The organism is Bdellovibrio svalbardensis, assembly GCF_029531655.1.
In the GTDB taxonomy this organism is placed as follows: Bacteria; Bdellovibrionota; Bdellovibrionia; order Bdellovibrionales; family Bdellovibrionaceae; genus Bdellovibrio; species Bdellovibrio svalbardensis.
Genome location: NZ_JANRMI010000002.1, coordinates 403,629 through 424,472, shown reverse-complemented (window position 1 = coordinate 424,472; position 20,844 = coordinate 403,629). Strand labels below are relative to the sequence as shown.

17 protein-coding genes are annotated in these 20,844 nt (G+C 46.6%); 7 read left to right on the top strand and 10 right to left on the bottom strand.

What is annotated here, in order from left to right; genetic code table 11:
• Window positions 1-12: 12 nt before the first annotated feature.
• The 3 genes from NWE73_RS07280 to NWE73_RS07270 form a co-directional block, all read right to left on the bottom strand.
• Entirely contained in the window at window positions 13-1,944 is a 1,932-nt protein-coding gene (locus NWE73_RS07280) for a response regulator (protein ID WP_277577638.1), read from the bottom strand.
• Between the two features lie 118 nt (window positions 1,945-2,062).
• Entirely contained in the window at window positions 2,063-2,536 is a 474-nt protein-coding gene (locus NWE73_RS07275) for a hypothetical protein (RefSeq protein ID WP_277577637.1), read from the bottom strand.
• Between the two features lie 31 nt (window positions 2,537-2,567).
• Window positions 2,568-4,403 (bottom strand): SpoIIE family protein phosphatase, encoded by a 1,836-nt coding sequence (locus NWE73_RS07270; RefSeq protein WP_277577636.1) that lies wholly within the window; start codon window positions 4,401-4,403, stop codon window positions 2,568-2,570.
• A 180-nt stretch (window positions 4,404-4,583) separates the two neighbouring features.
• On the opposite strand from NWE73_RS07270, the gene NWE73_RS07265 reads away from it, so the two are divergent.
• Both NWE73_RS07265 and NWE73_RS07260 read left to right on the top strand, forming a co-directional pair.
• Window positions 4,584-6,740, top strand: a complete 2,157-nt coding sequence (locus tag NWE73_RS07265) for a FecR family protein (protein WP_277577635.1) — start codon at window positions 4,584-4,586, stop codon at window positions 6,738-6,740.
• 2 nt (window positions 6,741-6,742) lie between these two features.
• Window positions 6,743-8,704: an ATP-binding protein gene (locus NWE73_RS07260; protein ID WP_277577634.1), complete on the top strand. Its 1,962-nt coding sequence runs from the start codon at window positions 6,743-6,745 to the stop codon at window positions 8,702-8,704.
• On the opposite strand, the gene NWE73_RS07255 is transcribed toward NWE73_RS07260, so the two are convergent.
• Entirely contained in the window at window positions 8,701-9,108 is a 408-nt protein-coding gene (locus NWE73_RS07255) for a response regulator (protein WP_277577633.1), read from the bottom strand. The two genes, NWE73_RS07260 and NWE73_RS07255, sit on opposite strands and share 4 nt — an antisense overlap.
• Before the next feature lie 62 nt (window positions 9,109-9,170).
• On the bottom strand, window positions 9,171-10,052 hold the full coding sequence (locus NWE73_RS07250) for a ChaN family lipoprotein (RefSeq protein ID WP_277577632.1): 882 nt from the start codon (window positions 10,050-10,052) through the stop codon (window positions 9,171-9,173).
• Window positions 10,053-10,185: 133 nt separating this feature from the next.
• On the opposite strand from NWE73_RS07250, the gene rpmG reads away from it, so the two are divergent.
• From rpmG to NWE73_RS07235, 3 genes are read left to right on the top strand one after another with little or no spacing between them, the layout of a single operon-like run.
• The gene (rpmG, locus tag NWE73_RS07245; protein ID WP_041873421.1) at window positions 10,186-10,365 is read left to right on the top strand and encodes a 50S ribosomal protein L33; all 180 of its coding nucleotides are present in this window, start codon (window positions 10,186-10,188) and stop codon (window positions 10,363-10,365) included.
• Window positions 10,365-10,901: a dCTP deaminase gene (dcd, locus tag NWE73_RS07240; protein WP_277577631.1), complete on the top strand. Its 537-nt coding sequence runs from the start codon at window positions 10,365-10,367 to the stop codon at window positions 10,899-10,901. Before rpmG ends, dcd begins: the two co-directional genes overlap by 1 nt.
• On the top strand, window positions 10,883-11,587 hold the full coding sequence (locus NWE73_RS07235; RefSeq protein ID WP_277577630.1) for a hypothetical protein: 705 nt from the start codon (window positions 10,883-10,885) through the stop codon (window positions 11,585-11,587). The genes dcd and NWE73_RS07235 overlap by 19 nt, the downstream gene beginning before the upstream one ends.
• Before the next feature lie 283 nt (window positions 11,588-11,870).
• Here NWE73_RS07235 and NWE73_RS07230 read toward each other — a convergent pair whose 3' ends face one another.
• From NWE73_RS07230 to NWE73_RS07215, 4 genes are all read right to left on the bottom strand, one after another.
• On the bottom strand, window positions 11,871-14,939 hold the full coding sequence (locus NWE73_RS07230; protein ID WP_277577629.1) for a hypothetical protein: 3,069 nt from the start codon (window positions 14,937-14,939) through the stop codon (window positions 11,871-11,873).
• A complete protein-coding gene (locus NWE73_RS07225) occupies window positions 14,929-16,371 on the bottom strand; it encodes a transposase (protein ID WP_277577628.1) in 1,443 nt (480 codons plus the stop codon). The genes NWE73_RS07230 and NWE73_RS07225 overlap by 11 nt, the downstream gene beginning before the upstream one ends.
• A 170-nt stretch (window positions 16,372-16,541) precedes the next feature.
• The gene (locus tag NWE73_RS07220) at window positions 16,542-17,279 is read right to left on the bottom strand and encodes an alpha/beta fold hydrolase (RefSeq protein ID WP_277577627.1); all 738 of its coding nucleotides are present in this window, start codon (window positions 17,277-17,279) and stop codon (window positions 16,542-16,544) included.
• Window positions 17,266-18,300: a M14 family zinc carboxypeptidase gene (locus tag NWE73_RS07215; protein ID WP_277577626.1), complete on the bottom strand. Its 1,035-nt coding sequence runs from the start codon at window positions 18,298-18,300 to the stop codon at window positions 17,266-17,268. Before NWE73_RS07215 ends, NWE73_RS07220 begins: the two co-directional genes overlap by 14 nt.
• Before the next feature lie 117 nt (window positions 18,301-18,417).
• On the opposite strand from NWE73_RS07215, the gene NWE73_RS07210 reads away from it, so the two are divergent.
• Complete coding sequence (locus tag NWE73_RS07210; protein WP_277577625.1) at window positions 18,418-19,221, top strand: DUF1338 domain-containing protein; 804 nt, start codon at window positions 18,418-18,420, stop codon at window positions 19,219-19,221.
• 126 nt (window positions 19,222-19,347) lie between these two features.
• On the opposite strand, the gene NWE73_RS07205 is transcribed toward NWE73_RS07210, so the two are convergent.
• Complete coding sequence (locus NWE73_RS07205; protein ID WP_277577624.1) at window positions 19,348-20,037, bottom strand: HD-GYP domain-containing protein; 690 nt, start codon at window positions 20,035-20,037, stop codon at window positions 19,348-19,350.
• 88 nt (window positions 20,038-20,125) lie between these two features.
• Between NWE73_RS07205 and NWE73_RS07200 the strand changes: the two genes are divergently transcribed.
• Window positions 20,126-20,818: a hypothetical protein gene (locus NWE73_RS07200; protein WP_277577623.1), complete on the top strand. Its 693-nt coding sequence runs from the start codon at window positions 20,126-20,128 to the stop codon at window positions 20,816-20,818.
• The last annotated feature ends 26 nt before the right edge of the window (window positions 20,819-20,844 follow it).

Here is a 20,844-nt window from a genome sequence, read left to right as displayed (position 1 = left end):
TATTACAAAAAACTATTTCTTCTTAAAGAATCCCGAGACCATTTCTTTCAGGTCCATATTGAAAACGTCTTGCTTCTTGCTTTGAGCGGTCAGCATAGACAACTCACGACGAGCTGGAATGAACGAAGAATCCATCGCCATACTCTTCTCAAATGATTTACGAGCTCCCACCAAGTCACCTTTGGTCTTATTAAACAGACCGATCACGAATGGGAACAACACGTCATAACGCTCATCCGGAGGAACTTGTAAAAGCTCCAATTCCACTTCCTTAAGAAGTGCGGGCTTCTTCGCTGGATCATTTGCCATCCCCAACTTAGCCCACGAACTGTAGATATGCAGTTGATGAGTTTGCGGATTCAACTTTGTAACTTCGATCAAATTTTCCATGGCTTTGGCAAATTGATTCATCTGCAAAGACTTCTTCACTTCTTCCATCAAAGTTCCAGCACGCATCTTACCTTCAGCCTCAGAGCGCTGGCTGGCTTGACGGAATTGATCAATCTGTTTGGTGTCGTGAGCCATATTAACCGCTTCCTCAGCCACCTTCTTGATTTTCTTCCACAAACCGTGACCTTCAGACTTCATATCCACGGGCTCATCCCCAAGCAAAGTCAGAAACTCTTCAAGCATACTGTCTGGATTTCCAGCTCCCATACTGCTTTCAAGATAACTCACAACTTGGAAACCATTTTTACCTTCAAGTTCAGCCCAAATTTTCTTTAAGGCATTGAGCTGCTCCTGCGGAGACGCGAAAGCCGTTTTTGCGGCAAAGACAATCAAGCCCTTCGTTAAAAGGAAGTGAATCGCATTGTACACTGCCAACTCGTTGTAACCTTTAACATCCAGAAGTTGATTCAGACTCATTTGATTATTCAGACGAGTCGACAAGCCATCGAGGGCTTTGATCAACGACATTTGTAAAGCCGGGTGATCTTCGCGATAAGTCGGACTTTTCACGATCACATTTCCCGCCCACATAATATACAAAGGCTTCAACCAATTCACAGTGATCTTCGAAGCAATCCAATCATGCAGATAGAAAGACAAAGTATCGGCATCGATACTTGGGTTCATCATATCCACTTCTGCAGAGGCAAAGTTCACGCGGATTTTTTGATCCACGATCGTACGCACCAGGCGAATGTTCATTTGCTCCATCAGGATCAAATCGAAAGCATGCGGACTGAGCTGGTTGTTTTGAATAAGGAAGTTACCAATACGGCGGTTGTTCTTGTCGCGAAGAGCTGTCTGCACATCCTCCGGGGTCGCGTAACCGCTTTGAATCAACATTTCGCCCAGGAAGGTCGTCTTGTCGTCAACGTCAACGCCCACGATATTTCCATTGCAGAATGAGATCCCAGAGACCGTACCGTCAGAATTATAAATATTCAGATAGCCACTACTCTTGGTTTCAACCAAAAGCGAATACAAGAATGGCAAATCGAAACCACTCACTTCTTCAATGGACTCAATCACTTTTCTTTTTTGACGACTGGTCACCTTGGGATTGGCGAACATTTGATAGAGCAGCTTGCGAGCGCTGGCCTCTTCTTTTTTCGGGCCATCATCTTTTTTAACTACAAGCTTTAAAACCTCTGCCATCTCAAATGGCTTGCGCAAAAAGGCAATGGCCTGCGTTTTCTGAGTGGCTTCCTGGATAAACTGTTTGTCAGTGTAAATACCGCTCATCAAAATAACTTTGAAGCGCGCCTGAGGATGATTTTGGCGAGCCTTCTCGACAAAATCCAGGCCTGTCATTTGTGGCAGAAGACAGTCACAGAAAAGGAAATCAATTTGATTTGACGAAAGAACAGCGAACGCCTCGTCTGGGCGCGCAGCCAAATAGACATGATGCCCGTCGCGACTGAAAATTTCCTTCAGCGCTAAACCGAGTGTCTCATCGTCTTCAAGAATAAGGATCTTCGACTTACTATCTTCCACTTAGTCCCTTGTCGGCTCTAAATAGCGATATATTAAGGACAAATAGAAAAAAGCGGGCCCATGATCGGGAACCCGCTTCAAAAACTAGACTTTTGTTGAGTTCATATCGGCGAACAGATTATTTCTTGTTAAGGAACTTGAAGTACTTGGACTCAATCACGTCCATTTCCATCTCGTTACCATCGTCGTCTTTAACTGCAGCGGGAGGAGTCACGCCACCATCAGAAAATTCTGTCCCATAACGGAACAAGACGTTCTTTTCAGAACCCGCATCGTCGTTATAGTAAGGAACAAAGAATGATTGAACCCTGCCAGTAGCCGGTAGAAAGCCATCAACCATATTGATCTGATCGACGATAACTTTAGGGCAATTATTAAAAGTCACCGCTGCGGAGCCCGCCGTGCCGATCCATTTGATCCACTCACGAATACCACATGAATTGATACTTTTGATGTTAGACAATTCAACTTCCACGGCTGGATTCCCTGCCAAATTGAATTGAGAAAAATCCACGTCTTCATCGATAGTTCCGGCCATTTGCACGACCAATTTATCTGCTGCTTTTTCAATTTTTACGTCGAGTTTACCCATCCGAATGTCTCCCTAAAAAACTCTCATAAATTTAAATTATACCATCATGTTTTACTACAAAAAAGGTCACGTCATCGACCAAAGGAGCGCTTTGGCGATAGTCCTGAAAGCTTACCACAAATTTGTCGACGGCATCAGACACCTTAGGACAATCCTTGTTGGCTGCAATCAAGGCCTTGATAAATTCACGCTCCCCCCAAGCTGCCTTGTTGGGATTTTGAATGTCGGGTATTCCGTCAGTATAGAAGAAAACTGAATCCCCGGCATTTAACTTCACGCTGGTCTCTTCATATTTTGAATCGCGTGACTGCCCCAATCTGGGATTATTCACTTCATTTAACGGAATCAAATCTTTCTTCTTCAGCGCACCTTCGGTTTTTTTCATCAGGAAAGGCGCCTCATGAGAAGCATTGCAATAAACAAGCTCCCCCGAATCAAGATCAAAAGAAGCCACGAAGAATGTCATCATGATGCGTCCCTTAGACACGTCATAAATAGAACGATTCAAAAGTTCCAATGCTTTTGCCGGCGTGGTGTTTAAGCTTTCGATAATTGTGGAAGCTGATTTCGCCGCACTCGTGATCAAAGCCGCCGGAGCACCATGCCCTGTCGCATCTCCAATCCAAAGGAATATTTTGTTGCCGATCTTACAGTAATGCCACCAGTCACCACCACACTCACTGGCTGGCTCGTAGTACCCTGCAATCGACAAGGGGCCAATCTTTGCACGAGTTTCAGGGAACAGCGTCTCTTGCACCGTCTTCGCGGTTTGCAACTCTGATTCCATACGCGCTTTTTCCGCCGTTTGATCCATCAAACGAGAGACTTCTGCCGCCATGATGTTGAAGTTATCAGCCAAACTGCCCACTTCATCGTTTGAGTCCACTTTGACACGAATATTGAAATCGCCTTCCGCGACTTTTTTAGTCGCGGCAAACAGATCCGTCAGTGCATGCGTCAAACCACTTGAAGCAAAAAGACTGATGATCACTGTCAAAGAAATCAAGATCCCGAAGAAAATCAAAGATTTTCTAATAAGAATTTGCACAGCACCCAAAGCTTTTGATTTTTCCACAGTCGTCACGACCGACAAATCGCCAAAACCTGCTTTGGCAAATGAAACCAGCAACTCAGTACCATCAGCGGCTTTATCAGTTTCTGCCCCTTGTGCTACCTTACTGCCCGCTTCCTTAAGGAACTTAGGATTAACAACAGTTTGTAACTTCTGACCCGGCATCTCTTCAGGGCCAAACAGCACTGTGCCATCCTGAGAAATCAAATACATCTTTTGTGAAGTCACCGCACGGAACATCTCAGCGACTTCACTCATTTTCACAACGACCACAAAAATCGTATTGCGCGTTTTCGCTTCATTGCTGACTTTTTCAAAGATCAAAACACGATCATCTTGGAAGGGAACTTTAACTACGCGCCCAACGGCATCAGCTTCCAACATGTAGGAAGAGAACTTTCCGCCCAGCGAGTTAATAGTTTGAGTTGCACCATCTGGAACCTTCTCGAGAACTGTGGCTCGCTCATAAGCCCCCGTCGACGAAGGTTTGAAGACCGCAATGGTTTCAATATTGTATTCATTGCGGAAAATTGATTCTGCAACAGAGGTGAACTTCTGCTGTAGCAGGTATTCCTGGAAGATAGGCTTTGTCGTACTGAGTATGCCATTCAACTGTGTCTTAATTTGAGTCGCCATGGTGCCAGACATGCTGCTCGTTGAATCGAACACATAGGCAATTTTGTCGTCCTCAAAAATCTTCAACGCCAAGATTAAATAGGCTGTCAGCGTGATCAAAGGAATCGAAGTTAATAACAGAAGAATTTTGTATCTTATTGATAATCCACGTTTTTTCACAGGATCAGTATGCCTGTTCTCACATTAACCGAAAAGAAATTCTAATCATGTTGGTCTTAAGTCCGTAAATCTTCTGACCTTTCCGACCGATAGGGGTTCTGGAGAGGTTCGTTCGTTTGCACGTAAAGAAGAACTGATCAACTCAGGATTGGCCTCAAGCCAACCGATATTAGAGGTGTTATGTCACGTTTAGGAAAAACAGAGAAAACCATTTTCTCTATAGCCATGCTCGTACTTCTGGCATTCTCGTACTTCTTGTACGATGACTCACTTCTTTTTCCCAAAGGCCATAATGACAAGTTAGAACTTATTGGAGATGTTGCCACATCTCAAAACGATGTCAGAAGAAAAAATTTAGACACCTTCAGCTGGCTGCCAGCCTCACGCACAGACGCTATCTACCAAAATGACTCTATTTTTACCGGCGATCGTTCTGAAGCCATCATTCGCCTACAGGATGGGACACAAATTCGCATCCAACCAAACTCACTCATCACCCTGAACATGAAAAATGGTCAGATGGAGCTCGACCTTCGTTATGGTAACCTCGTTGGGGATCTGGCCAAGGGTTCTTCCCTGGTTATCAAATCTGGGACTGAAGAATTCAAATTGGACAGCAGCGACAAATCACAAATTCAATTTAATAAAGCGCACTCAGGCACCGTTGACTTGAAACTTCTGTCTGGTCGAGCTCGCTTCTCTGACAAAAAAAGAACCGCAGGCAATACAGATCTCACCAAAGATTCAGTCTTAGCAGTGTCTAAGCAAGGCGAGATCAAGAAGATTGATCAGCCGAAAATTCAAGTGACGACGGCGGATAAAGAGCTCAATTATCTGCGCACCAACCCCGATGATCCCATGGCCTTTGAGTGGCAAAGCACGGGTGATGTCTCTCGCTACGAAGTGGAAATTGCTCCCTCCGAGGACTTCACCGCCGTGGCCAGCTCAAAACAAGTTCCAGAAAAGAAAGCCTCGGTGACCGATCCTTTGTCACCGGGCCAATACTATTGGCGCGTAAAAGCCTTCGACCGCAATGGCGAAGTGGCTGCTTATTCAACGCCTCGCAAACTTTCTGTGAGCACACTTAGCCCTCCAGTGATTTTGACACCACAAAAAGCGTCAGAAATCAGTTTGGAATTAAAAGCACAGCCCAATGAGCCTCTCACAACGGTGACCGAGATCAAATGGAGTGCGCCAGAACAGCTTAAGACATTCACTTATCAAATTTCTCAAGACCCTTCCTTTGCGCAAGTAGCAAAAGAAGGACAAACAACTTCCTTCAGTGCTTTGTCGCCACGTTTAACAAATGGCACTTACTGGGTGCGCGTTGCTGGACAGACCGAAGCCAAGGCTCCCTCTCCTTGGTCAGAAGCTGTTCCTTTCTCAGTCAAGCTGATTGCAAAACAAGAACCTAAAATCGCCCGTCCGATCTTGGTATCTAGAAGAATTCAATTCAAAGTTCCTTCCAGCAAAGATCGCAACCCGGCAGCGGAGCAAGCTCCTAAGCTTGAATGGAAACCTGTCTTGCAGTCAAAAGACTACCAAGTGCAAGTTTCTAAAGACATCAATTTTAGAAGATATGAAACTTACGATGTCGACAACACGAAAGTTAGTTGGAGCCAATATAAAGGTGGCAAAACTTACTTCCGTGTTTTAGCGCGCGGTGAAAACGGCGAAGTCAGTGCACCGAGTGACATTGGCCTGATCGATGTTTTATTAAACAGCCCGGTTCTTCAGCCTTTTGCACCACTCCATGCCATTGGAGACTCCACGACGACTCGCGAAGCCAATGTCTATTGGTCAGAAATTCCTGATGCAAAATCTTACCTGGTCGAAATTGACAAGGGGGATTCCTTCGCTCAGCCCGAACAATATGAGTTCAAAAGCAACACGGGTCGTTTGAGCTTAAAAACTCCCGGCGAATACAAAGTCCGCGTACAGGCTTTAGATGAAAAAAATAAACCTATAACGGACTACTCCAATGTTGAGAGCCTCAAATACTCTCTGCACTCACCTCTCATTACCCCCGTTCCTCTGGAGCCTTATAACAATGTTTCTATCTTCTTACAAAGAACGACAGAACCATCGATTTGGGTCGAGTGGAAACGTGTGAAAGGTGCCGAGGCCTACAAAATTGAAATCTCTGACAAAGAGGACTTCTCTCGAATCCTGGTTTCCTCTGCCGTGGCGAGCAACCGCTTCCTGATCAAGGATAAAGTTCCCCTTGGCAAATTGTTCTGGCGCGTGCGCGCGCAGTCCAAAGATGAAACCGAACTTTCCGAGTGGACAGAAAAACGCGAGTTTACAATTTACCATCAGAAAAACGAGACGTTCTAGCGATGAAAATTCAGTACTCTCTCTTTGATACTTTACTTGAGCCGGTTTTTGTTCTGAATGCAGAACAAAAAGTCGTCTATTGCAACGAACCCGCAGCCATCATCTGCGGACTTTCGATACGCAAGATCACACGAGGGATGAAGTTTCTGGAACTCTTTGAACTCAGCGAGCCTCTTGAAGGCCTCAATCAACTTCTTCACATCAGCGACCCGACCCCCTACAAAGAGGTCAATTTTAAAACCTCTCAAGGTGGCGAAGGTAAAGTGCAAATCACTTTGCAACCGATCTTTGATTCCATGGGTGATAAAAACTGGATCGTCTTCGTTCGCGACGTCACTCTCGAGGAACGTTTGCAGAAGAAGTACCGCGCCGAACTCGAACAAAAAGAAGACGTCATCAAAGATCTGGAAGATGCAAAATCTCAGTTGGAAAACTACAGCAAAAATCTCGAAAAGATGGTCGCTGACAGAACCGCTGAAATCCAGCGCATGAACCAAATGATGACGGCCCTGCTGGACAGCTTGCACCAAGGCTTTTTCATCTTCAATGCCGAGGGCAAAGTGCTTGAGGTTTCCTCAAAGGCCTGCGAAAGCACTATTGAATGCCGCCCTCAGGGACAAAATATTTGGGATGTACTGAAACTTCCTGAAAAGAAAGTTGAGGGCTTCCAAAAGTGGATGCAAACCATGTTTATGGAAATGCTTCCATTTGAAGACTTGGCTCCCTTGGGTCCGCCCACTTATCCGCACAGCCAAGACCGCAACATCTCACTTGAATACTTCCCTCTTCGTAGCGCTCCAGGAACAGGCTCTGAAGGCGCGATGGAAGGCATCGTGGTTGTCGCTTCTGACATCACCTCTTTGGTAGAGGCTCAGAAACAAGCGGAACGCGATCGCGAGTACGCTAAACTCATCATCAATTTGGTACAAAACAAAAAAGAAATCGGTCGCTTCATTCGCGAATCGCAAGCCCTGCTGGCAGATCTTCAAATCGGTTTGCAATCTTCGTGGGAACATGCTGATTCTGAATTCCTCTTCAGACAACTGCACACCCTCAAAGGTGGGGCCGCACTCTTTTCAATCCAGGATATGGCCGAACACTGCCATAGCGCTGAAACGATGCTGGCGGAATTCAAGGAAGTGGCCTCTGCTGAGAAGTTTAATGCCCTGAAAGAACAAAGCCTTCATATCGCGTCTTCTTTCGCAGGCTTTATCCAAAAGAGCGAAGAAGTCCTTGGCAGCTCAGCCATGGCCTCAGAGCGCCAGTTAGAAATCCCGGTTTCCAAATTCCAATCGGCATTAACTAAGATTGAAGCGAAAGTTCACAACAATGAAGTGACGCAAATCCTTCTAAGTGAGTTCGCCATGGAATCTGTGGGTTCTTTCTTTAGCAGTTATAATGAGGTCGCTCAAAGAGTCGCCTCCAGCCAAGAGAAACAACTCAATCCCGTAGAGTTCACAAACGCAGACCTCAAGGTTCTGCCGGAAGTTTATTCAAGCCTCTTTGCCACCTTCGTCCACTCATTCAGAAACTCCGTGGACCACGGAATCGAATCTCCATTTGAGCGCGAAGAAAAAGGCAAACCAAGCGCCGGAACTATTAAGGTTCATTTCTCATTACTCGAGAACAACTCTCGCCTTCTCATCCGCATTGATGATGATGGCCAGGGCGTGAATCCAGCAAAAATTCGCGAAAAGTTAGCCAAGAAAAATATCGACACTTCGAAAGAGTCTGACCACGAAGTCATTCAACATATCTTCGACAGTCAGTTCTCTACCCGCGATCAGGTCACTGAAACATCAGGCCGCGGTGTCGGTATGGACGCCATCAAATACGCCGCTGAAGAACTTAACGGTCGCTGCTGGGTCGAATCCACATACGAAAAAGGGACTTCCCTTTTCGTAGAAGTCCCTTACATCACAAATTTCTATACGGAAAAAAAGAAATCACTCAAGGCTGCTTAAGCCTTGTTGTGCTTAGTCCAAGCGGCTTTTAGTTTGTCTTCGAAAATTTTCGCCGAGAACGGCTTCACGATATACTGAGAAACACCCGCAAGAACCGCCTCGGTCACTTGATCGCGCTCAGATTCAGAGGTCAAAAGAACAAAAGGCAAATTCACCCACTCGGCCGTCGCACGAACTTGCTTCAACAGATCAAGGCCTTTCATCTTTGGCATATTCCAGTCAGAAATCACCAATTGAATTTGCGAACCCGCCACATTGTTCTGCATAAGAACTTTGAGTCCTTCTTCACCATCACCTGCTTCGACGATATTCTTATAGCCCATCGCTTTCAGCGTGTTCTTAACAAGGTCGCGAATGGAAGGCATGTCATCGATAACTAAGATTTTGGTTTCTGAAGGGAACATAGGGTTTACTCCTGCTGCTGTCCCCTTATTCTAGGAAATACCGAGCGAATCTCAAAGAAACTTTACAAGCCTAGACCTTGTGCTGGTGCTACCCAAAGATAATGGGAGCGACTTCCATAGATCTGTGATGGTTGAATCTCTTCATTCAACTCTTGGTCCGTCAATCCAGAGGAGTCCACTTGTGAAAATGTCAGCACAGAAGCGCCAGGAATTCTGGCATGAATGCGATCCGGAAGACCGCCTCCATACTTCACATGAAACTCGCCCACCACAATCACCAGAACTTGTTCAGGATGAGTCTTCATGAACTCAGCAGCCTGCCAAGCCATGGTGTCGTCCCAAATTGACTGCGCTGCAAAATAGCGTTCACCAGCCTCAACCGAAGGTAAGTGCGCGCCCATATAATCCAAAAAGCGCTTTTTATAGAGATCATTTCCCAAAGAAAACTGAGGCGGCAACAAAGCCTTCTCTTGATCCGTCAACGCTGCCAACCCTTGCTTAGAAACCTTCCCCGTCAAAGAGCGCGGCGCATTCAAAGCCACCGTCGCAGCCCCTTCCTCAAGACGAGGAAACAAAGCCTGGGAACGATAAAAGTCATAAGATGGGCTGCCCCACTGGATATTTTTAAGGAAGTCGGCCTCAGATAACTGACCCGAACGGTATTGATTGAGGAGATCCTGCTGAGTGTATGTAAAAAATTCCATCCCGACAGAGACAGTCAGACCTTTATTGCGCAAAGCCTGCATGATAGAAACCTGCTGCGTTTGATGAACTTGGAGTCCATGGTTTTCACCAATCACAACAATGGAACCGGGCGACACAGAATCCACCGCAGCTTCCAAAGTGGTCGGTTGGAGGTCGTTCCCTCTGAAAATGCCATTTGATTGGGCATGTGCACAGGCTGAAAGTAGCAACCAGACGATAAAAAGCGCACCAGACTTCATATTCCACCTCTAGACTTAAATTTGTCTGTTGAAGTTTCTATTTTCCTTTGATACCTTGAGCCCCTTTGAAAAGGTATTGTCATTTTTTCTACGTTACGCGTGGCAATATAAATGGGAATTTAAGGGGCATACAATGGCTAAAAAATCAGGAAGAATCATCATCACGCTTGAGTGCACTGAAGCGCGCGCTGAAGGCAAACCAGTTTCTCGTTACACAACGACAAAAAACAAAACTAAGACTCCAAGCCGTCTTGAGAAAAAGAAATACAACCCAAATCTTAAGCGCCACACTGTACACAGAGAAACTAAGTAATGATTCTTACGGATCAGCAGATTCTCAGTCATATGGAAGATGGTTCTATTAAAGTAGAACCTTTCCGCAGAGAGTGCCTTGGAACGAACTCTTACGATGTTCACTTGGGTAAAGCACTCGCTGTCTATGAAGATGAAACGCTGGACGCAAGAAAACATAACAAGATTCGCAATTTTGAGATTCCCGAAGAGGGTTTCGTCTTAATGCCAGACACCCTCTATTTGGGCGTGACTCAAGAGTACACTGAGACTCTGAAGCATGTCCCATTTTTAGAAGGAAAATCGAGCGTTGGTCGCCTCGGTATCGACATCCATGCCACTGCTGGCAAAGGTGACGTCGGTTTCTGCAACTATTGGACTCTTGAGATCTCCGTTAAACAGCCCGTCCGTGTTTACGCTGGAATGCCAATCGGCCAGTTGATATACTTTGAAGTGAAGGGTGATATTTTAACGCCTTACAACGTTAAACCTTCAGCTAAGTATAACGACAAAAAGCCGCTTCCGGTGGAATCAATGATGTGGAAAAACTCATTCTAAGATTTCCCATTCTAAAGCTTTCTAGACTGATTCTCGGGCAGTTTAGCATCGTGAGCACATCACCACTTCTATTGGTGGCCTCGCTGTGTCTTACAGCCTGCTCTTCTGGCACCGCCGACGACAATTCCGGAATTGATTCCTACACACAAACCAGCGGTTCATTCTCTGAAGCCAGCTCGACAACGGTCGCAGGCACAGGCTCTATCCGCTTCGTCAATGTCATGAACGGCGTTTTTAGCAGCAACTCACTCGCACTCAAGGCCGAATTGGACAATTCAACCAATTCAATCACTGCGATTCTCAATTCAAATAACACCCTCATGAACTCTTCATCCGGCGGAGTCGCAGTCACCTTCACCCGCTCCGGCGCCAGCGTCACGGGCAGCATTGCCGTCAACGGCAGCTCTGTCACAATGAACCAAAGTCGCCTCAGCTTCTACGTCCCGACAGCGCTTGATCTGATCATCGAAGTCCACAACATCTCAGCCACAAAATCCAGAGTCCTCCTCTGGCTCCGTGACGCCGTCACCTATTCAGCTGGCAACGCTGACATAGACACTGAAAACACCACAGACTACACCGGCACCTACCCCTCAACCGGAGGCTCTGGCCAATTCTACGGCCTCAGCCTCAACAACGCCAAAGTAACCGGCGCCACCCTAGGCCTACAAAAAGTAGCAAACTAACACCTGTAAGGTGATAGCGCGGGGATTTGACTGCCAAATTGTGCAATCAACAAGGTTTCCTATATTTTAAAACTTAACGAAAACGCAGAATCCGCGAACGCGGCTAAAAGCAAATTTGGATCAGATTAAATTCTTCGCTGGTCGAAGAGAGGCCTTCAGCGGGGCCTGGACGGCCCGAACCGGCGAAGCCGGCGCTGACGAGCCCGGATGGCGTGCCGAACGAAGCACCAGCGAAGAATTTAACCTGAGCCAAATCTTCGCTCTTACCGACCTCCCCGGCCATTTAAGGCTGAGGCATCTCTTTATCAATATTAGGAATTTCCGCAGTTGGAACTTTGTTGGTCTTATCCGCAACATAGCCAAGAACCTGCGCCAAAGCCGCACGTCCAGCCATGATGTCCCATTTTTCTGGTTTGCCCTTCCACTTAAAGAAGAAAACCAGTTTCTCTTTCATGGTCTCTGGTGGCTTCCCATAATAAAGCATGAAGCAGAAAATCGCCGGAAGATCATCTTCAGTGATTGAACCACTTTTGATTTGATCAGCTGCAAACTCCAACAACAAACCTTTGAACATCGTATAGGCCTTCAAGGCCTCACCAGTCGTGATATAGCCGTCTTTGTTTTTGTCATAGCGTGCGAATAACATCTCGATGTACTGAACCGCCTGCGGAGCCAAACTCAAATCACCCCATCGGACAGTTTTCTTCGAGTTCGGAACATAGCCAGCTGTCTTGAAAATATTCGTCAAATAGCCATCCAGCTCATCATTCTTTTCAGCGGCTTTCATAAAACGGAGATACTCGGGCGTTGCCAGCATGTAGTCTGCCATCGCCTTTTTATAGGACTTACGCGCGCACTCAACTTTCACTAAAGTTCCATCTTGAGGATCCTCTTGGTTCGTGAGGCAATCATCGCGCAATTCTTTTTTCAAATAGGTATTAATTTTAAGCCCTGACCAAATCATCCCAACCAGGTCCGTCATTTCCTGGAATGAAGCCAAGGAGTTTCCATCTGCGTGCGGCGTAAACAAATTAGCATCACGGAAGCGAGAGTCTCCAAATGTGTCGTTTTTCTTATCTAACAAACCCATTTGAACGAAGACGATCTTCAAATCCTTGAACGCGCCCTGCACTTCGGCAAGATTCACACCCTTATAGGAGTAAATGCGATCCAAATCATTGGCAAAAGAACGAATGGCTATGCGAGAAAGTGCACGATTAACATTCAACTGCTGCAGGCTTTGCTGATTGTAGACAAGTTTGACCTTGTTCGAAATCACCAGGCGGCCTTCACTATCAAGCGTCAGCGGAACAGGGCTATCCACCACCAGAGCAAATTCTTTCAAACCATCAGCCAAAGCCTCAGAAATTCCTTTGGTCTTTTGGCCTTTTTGGATTGTCGCCAAAAGGTCTTCTGGAGAAAGGCCTTCGTTCGGTTTCCAATTTTCTGAAATCTTCGCGATGAAGTATTCTGTATCCAACCACACTTGCAGTTCTTTGCGCAGCACTTCGATGGATTCAAAGTTGATCGCATTCGGAATCATTCCGTCGATACGATGATCCGGTCGAACAAGAACATTATTAACCATTATCTTAATGACCTGATCCGCCGCGACCTGATCCACACCCTTCGGAAGAAGATCCAGCTGGATCAAATCCTTGGCAATGATTGACAGCTCCGCACGAGTGATTTTGTTATTTTCTTTGACCTGAATAAGATCTTTGAAAATATTTAAAGATTGATTCACCAAAACCGACAAGTTACCCAGAGGCTCTGGCTTGTCCCATTTCACGTCTTTCAAGAAGTATTCGTAATACAGCAAGTCCGTGTAAATACGCGCACCAAAGCCCAGCAAAAAGCTCCAGTTGCCCTTTTCCAAAGATCCGGTCTCGCCACCCAAAATGATCTTCTTCATATCGATCAAAGTGGGAACATATTTTTCGGCAGCCTTGGTCAAAGAGCTCTGTGGATCTTTCGGAGGATAGATATCTTCGAAGGCCTTCGCCAACTTCACAAGATCCTTCAAGTCATAGGACCCCTCGACCAGCACACCCAACTCACGCCCGGTTGCTTCAAGGATGAACTGCGACTCCATAAAGAATTTTTGCGCCTCTTCAGATGTGTAAAGACTGGTATCCCACTCTTTACCGTAGATAGGCCAGTAAGGCATAAATCGTTCAATCAAGACTTTCAAACGACTGACTTTTAAACGAGCGGTATTGAAGTCGTTAGTTGTGAATGAATCTTTACTGCCCCCAAAAAGAAGCTGCTTAATTTTCATTCCCTCAACAACCAGATCATCTGAAACTTTAAAGTCCGGCCACACCTTAGCAAGTGTCGTCAACAAATCCGTCACCTCAGCGCGGGTCACGATTTGTTCCGGTTTTTGTGCCGTCAAATCTTGGAACACTGAAAGAATGTCCTCGACCGTTCGAGACAAGTAAGCCAGGCGATAGCCTGCCCCCGTGTCTTCCGTTGATTTGATGAAATAGTAGTAGCGCAAATACTGGACGTAACCGCGGGACCCCAACAAAGCAAAGCGACGCCATTCACTGGCTTCAATGACGTTTTCATTTCCGCCCGCCAAAGCTTTTTTAACTTTCTTCACCACAGGCATGTACTTTTGCAAAGTCGATTTGAATTCCCAGTCCTCACCAATGAAAACTGAAAGCTCTTCCATCAACTTCACAAAGTCAGACAATGCATAGGTTTGTCCATTTTTCTCGAATAAGGCCGCCAAAGTGCGGGCCGCTTTTTGAACCGAACCGTTAGCCTCTTCAAAGTAAAGCATGTCCGTTTGGATATTGCTCACATGAGAAGGTGTCCAGTTCAAGGCGAGCACCTTCATGTAGGGGCTCAAACCCACCGTGACTTCACGGAATACCTCAAAGGCCTCTACCGCCTTATCCAACTCTTGACGAGTGATAAAGTCTTTATTGCCGCCTACGATAAGCTGTTTGATTTTCATCAACTCAACTTGCAGCTCTGGAGAGATTTTTGTTTTTTTAGTTTTGTCGAAGAAGTTATCTTCAAGGAAGGTCGCGATTTCTTGAGAGGTATAAACGTCAGTCGTTTTTCCGCGTACATATTTTTTAAACTGAACAACCGCTGATCCTACGCAGTTCCACAGAGCATGGACATCCGCAACTTGCGCGGTCCCCTGGATGAATTGTTTGACCACCGGAGTGGATGAGGAAAGGCACTGAGTACCGGAGAACTCGTAGGCCTCAGAAGGAGGCGGTGTTTCGCCAACACGGGACTCACAGCCCGCAAGCAAAGCCAGCGCAGCCGCACCCGTAAGGATTGCCGCAGCAATCCAGTTCTGTTGGCGCAGTCTCAAATTAGAAAACATAAGTCATGCCTCCGTAAAAACGGTCGTTGGCGCGGAACTCATTCAGAAAACCAGATTTTTTATAGTTTTCGTCTTGAACTCCAAGGACGTCTCCTCCCATCACCACAGCCCATTTCTGGTTCGGGTAATACAGGAATTCAGTATTCAGCAGAGATCCTTTTTGGTCATAGTCATAAAGATATTTAAAGCGGGTTACAAAAGGACGACGGAAGAATGTCGCCAACTGACCCTCAAGTTTGATTTGCACGGCGTCCGTGAATTTCAAACGAGAATCAAACATGGTAAATGAATCCGGAGATCCATCTGCGGTGATATCCTGAATACCACCACCCACAATCTTCAGATACTCCACCTGCGCCGTGATTGGACGAGTCAGGATATTTGCCAATGAGAAATCAAAGGCTGCAGAGTAAGCTTGGATGGGTTTGAGTTTTTGCAAAGACATATCGCCCTCTGGGCGTTTTTCCTTCGGATCATCCTGCAGATAAGAAATAGAAGTGGTCATGCTGCCAAAAGAGTAACCCAAATCCACGGAACCAATCGCATGGTAGGTCACTTCTGGAGTGACATCGACATCGACTTTGTCTGAAGAGACGCTTTTGTAAGCCGCACGTTTCAAAATCAACTCATTCACAGGCATATAACCGCCTGCCACCACCATCCAAGGTCCGCGCTCTTTATTCCCCAAACGACCCATCATCGCACCGCCCCCGTTTTTAACAAGTTCGAGCTGATCTGGAACGTTCAGTTTATAAGAAATTGTATTGATGTTGTTATTGAAGTCGTAGTTACGAGAAGGTGGACGATACCAACGGCTGTCCGAGGCCAAACCACCGTTATCTTCACGAATATCCGGGCCCATATTAGGAATACTGATTGCCGTTCCGAAGGCTAAGATTTCCCAGCCCTGAGTGTTGTAATCGAGGAACAAACCCGTCAAACCTTCTTCTTCAGGTCGAAGAGCATCGAGAGCATACACTGGCTGCCATAATCCCAGGTTCCAGCGATGATCGACTTCACTCCAGTCCATCTTCTTTCTTCCCAGAGAGGCTTTGAATTTCTCTCCGCGAGTGGCCATATAGGCCTCGTGAACCATGGTGTGTGATTGGCCTTTGCTGAAGAAGGTTCCGCCAGACGCATCCGCCGCGAAATCAAGCCAGGTAGTTTCCTTAAGTATAGACAAGCGAGCAGAAAGAAGTTGGCTGTAAGTAAGACTTGGAGCTTCCGGCAACGCCGTCATGTACTGCATGCCTTCCAAACGGATTTGCCCATAGACCTGTGCCGGCTTAGATGACGACATCTCAGCAACCGGTTTCTGAAGAGCAGTCACACCCTGAGCTTGAGGTACTTTCAAGCTGGAAGTGGCGGCCTTCGATTTTGGAATGACAACCATGCTAATAAGCGCGGCTGCGAGATATGACTTTCCCCTCACATATTCCTCTGGCTATAGGTCTAGGAGGTAGGAAACAAGAATTGGCCTAGGGAGTCAACGGGGCCCTGTGTCCAAAAGGACTCAGATCAAATATAGGCCAGTTCAGGGTAAAAAAACCTAGGGCTGTTTGAAAAACTTTCCCCAATAAATCTGATACTTAACCACTATGACTAGAGCAAGTGCTCGATGAGCCACTGAGGGTCATCCACGGGAATATCATGCCCTGCCCAAGGATGCATCACGGCTTTCAAGCCCCACCCTTCGGCAATCTTCAACGAACACCGCGGAGACACCAAACGATCGCCATGACTGCCGATGATTTTGATATCGCCAGGAGCATCCTTTGGAAAGCGATAACGTGAAGCCGCCGCTAATTGCCGAAGAATATTGGTAACCTTCATGGGATTCCGTTTTGAATATTCAATCATGGCGCCGATCTCTGCTTCGCGGCGTTCGTGACTGTTCGTCACCATTTCCAAGATGTCTCTCTCCCACTTTTCCGCGCTGGTCTCAATCGCCAAACGCAGAGTCGGCAAATAGTTTCTCAAACGATAGCGGTCATAAAATGGAGAAAATCCGGAAGAACTGGTGCACACCAAAATAGCTTTTTGCACTTCATGAGGATATTCACGCATCCACTCCACGGTGATCATCGCACCCAGCGAAACTGCCAGGATGTTAAATGGTTTACCGTCTTTGACAAATTGAGAGTGTGCGCGCAGATCCCTGACATAATCTTCGACATGCAGTGGGCTTTGCTCAGTGAACCGCTCCCCATTCCCCTTGAGATCTATCAGTTCAAATTCATCATTGGGAAAATGCGCCTGCATCTTCTGCACAAAGCTGCCCCAGTGCCCACGTCCTCGCGCAAGCCCTCTTAACAAGATCCATCTTCTAGGATTTGGCATACCACAACTCCATTGCTTTGCTTTCGAGCTCCAAAGTTTTTGCAGCATTCAACTCAGCCCATTCATCAGGCGAGCTCACTGCGCGAATCAAAAATTCCATCAAGGTGTTATGACGGCGCAAGGTTCTTTTATGACGATGACCGATCAAAGGGTTGAAAGGACCTTCGGGCTTAAAGATCTGCCACGGATTCTTTTTCAACCACATCCACGAGCCCATCTCCAGACACAGCGGTAGATAATTTTTATGCTGACCCATCTCGGGGCTCTGATGATGATCGTAGATATAATCCCACAGATCCCCATGAGTTGTGTAGGTTCCGGCTTGAGGTTCTATGCGATAAAAGTGATGAGGATATGTGCGATCTAACAACTGTTTGAACGAATACAACAAACCCAAATCAGGAAAAGGCTTCAGAGTTTTTGCATAAGGAAACCACAGACGGTCTTGCAGGCCAAATCCCGAGTGAGAATCCACGGTGATCGCCAATTTGCTTTCACGGATTTCATCTTGCACACCGCGAATCATGGCTTGAGCCTCAACCTCCATCGGTGCACCAAACTCCCCTCGATACCAAGGAAGCTTATTGGTATAGCGATGGCCTCCCAAAAATCTTGGAGGATCATCCGCATCCACCGGGGCATTACGCATCAAATCGATGCCGCGTGGATTGCTGCGGGTTTTGCGATAGATCCCGATTGGATTCACGGTGGGAATGAAAAAAACGCGAATGTCTTGCAAGGTTCTTTGCAGATTTTTATCCCACAAGACCAGCTCGGAAAAAGAGTTCAGCAAAGCGACGCTCACTTGTGCGCCAATGCGCTCCAGCCCATGAACTCCTCCGACAAAGCCCAGCACCGGAGCCTGAGGGTCGGTCGAGCCGAATGAAAGTTTATAAATGGGGAAACGCAATTCGCCGCCGGCGCCAGAGGTTTCACTGTAGGCCAACACTTCGGAACGCATCGCTGAACCCAGGATGGAAATTCGTTGCTCGATTTGCTGGATTTCTGGAAGAAAGCTCATGGACGATATTGTTGGCGATATATTCTCTACCTCCAAACATTAACGCTCACAGCCATGTCCTTCCATTTGCTCGCCCCCTCCAAGAGGGGTAATCTTGTCGGCAATAGGAGATTTGATATGATGAGTCTTGAAACACTTTTGGACAAAATGTGGGTTGATTACTGCCAACTCAATCCAGCAGCGAAACGTATCTACGACCTTTTCGTAGGACAAGGCGAAACCGTCTTGAATGATCATATTGCTCTTCGCACCTTCAACCACCCTCGTTTGGGCATCAAATCCCTGGCAAAACAATTTATCAAATTGGGTTATGTTGAAGCGGCACAAGAGTATATCTTCACTGAGAAGAAACTTTACGCAAAACACTTCCAACATCCAAACGAAAACATGCCGAAGATTTTTATCAGTGAATTGGAGCTGGAAAAGGTCTCGCCCTTTGTTCGTGAAACGATGACCAAACTTATCGAAAGCATTCCGCAAGAGTTGATCGACAGCGAAACTTTCGCGATGTGCGGGCGTCCTTGGGAAATGAGTCATGCGTTGTATTCCGAACTTGCCAAGGAAAGTGAATACGCATCTTGGGTTGCGGCTTACGGCTTCCGTCCAAATCACTTCACTGTGAATATCAATGCTCTTAAAAAGTTCGCTGAAGTTTCTGAGCTCAATAGCTGGTTGAAATCAAACGGTGTGGTTCTCAATGCCTCTGGTGGCGAAGTAAAAGGCACTCCAGCGGACTATCTCGAGCAAAGCTCAACAATGGCGTCTGAAATTCCTGTGAAATTCAGCGATGGCACTTTCAATATTCCTGGTTGTTACTATGAATTTGCGAAGCGCTATAAAATGGAAGATGGAAAGCTCTACCAAGGATTCGTCGCAAAATCCGCCGACAAAATCTTCGAAAGCACGAACAAACAAAAATAGTTCAAAGGTACGGACATTCTTTTGGTAGTGCTAGCGCGGCACGAAGTGACGACTGGCACTACCAAAAGTATGTCTGTACCGTTCTCCGCGAATAACGCGTCTGCGACACCAAAAGTGTGTCCGTACCTAAGCCACTTTTTTAATGAGTTGATGAAGGGTCTCTTGATCACTCTCTTGCGTCTTCCAGCCTGGATGGGCTTTTAGGAAGATGTTCACAAGTTGCGAGTCGAATTGAGTGCCTGAACAACGCTTGAGCTCTTCATAAACAACGTCATCAGGAAGTCCCTTGCGATAAGCTCTGGTTTGCGACATCGCATCGTAAGTGTCTACAACGAGGATAATCCGCGCAAGAACCGGGATCTCGTCGCCTAGTTTTTTATCTGGATAACCTGTGCCATCGACTCGCTCATGATGACCGCGGATGCCAGGAAGAATTCCCGCAAAGAAGTTGTGCTTCGCCAACGGCTGCACGATTTCTTCACTGAGAACGGGATGACTCTTCATGATCGCGAGTTCCCGATCATCAAGTTTGCCTGGTTTTGCAATGATGTCTTGAGAAACACCCATTTTACCAATGTCATGAAAGAGACCTGCGAATTCCGCCAGCTTCTGCTCGTACTCGTTAAGTCCTGAGTCGCGCGCAAGTTTGCGAGACATCTCCCCGACACGACAACAATGGGCGTAGGTCACCGGATCAACGATTTTCAAAGCTTGCATAAGAGCTTGAGCGGACTCATAAGCCCACGCAGGAATATCTCCCCAGCTTGACGACATCAGATCCCCTTTCATTCCCTCTAAGACTTGTCGGAGTTTCATAAACAAACTTTACCAGCCCTGCTGACAGTCCCACTTGACAGGGCCTCCGCAGATTGAAAAACTTTAGTCTAGCCCAATAAGGATCATTATGAGACAGATCAAATATCTTGCCCACCCTTTGCTCGTCCTTGCCGCACTCATGAGTTTTTCGATGGCCGCTCATGCGCAAAAGATCAAAGTTCGCAAAATTCAAGGCAACAAAGCCATTGTTGAATTCACGGGCACCCTCACCCCAGGGACCACCTATGAATTGATCTCGCCGGATGAGTTTGGTGAGGAGTCCTCGGCAAACAACCGCAAATATTTGGTTGGTCTAAGTTTCAACCTCGGCAATGTGAAGTCAGATGCTGCCAATTCAGTGAACGTCACGCAAATCGACTTGAGCACCCGCTTTGGATGGAATTTTGGGACTTTTGAATTGGGCCCGGTTTTCTCTTACAACTCCACGATTGCCAGCGCCACCGCGACAACATTTAAAATCGGCGCTTTCGGCGATTACAATATGATCTCCAACATACCTGGCGAGGCTTTCTTGTACGGCTTGGGCGTAATCGGTGATTTCGGTCAACACGATCCCGGATCAACAACAGTTGTTGATGATTTCAAATACGATCTGTTCGAAGTTTTTGTCGGGCCTTTTGTGAAATGGTTCCCTACGGGGGGACCTTATGGCTTCAGACTGGATGCGGGCTACATCTATCAAAGACAAAGTTCGACAACCCTTGGCACAACCACGGTTTCTGGCTTTTCTTCTTCCTTGGGGATCTTCGCTTATTTCTAGATATTTTCTTCACTAAAAAACAAAAA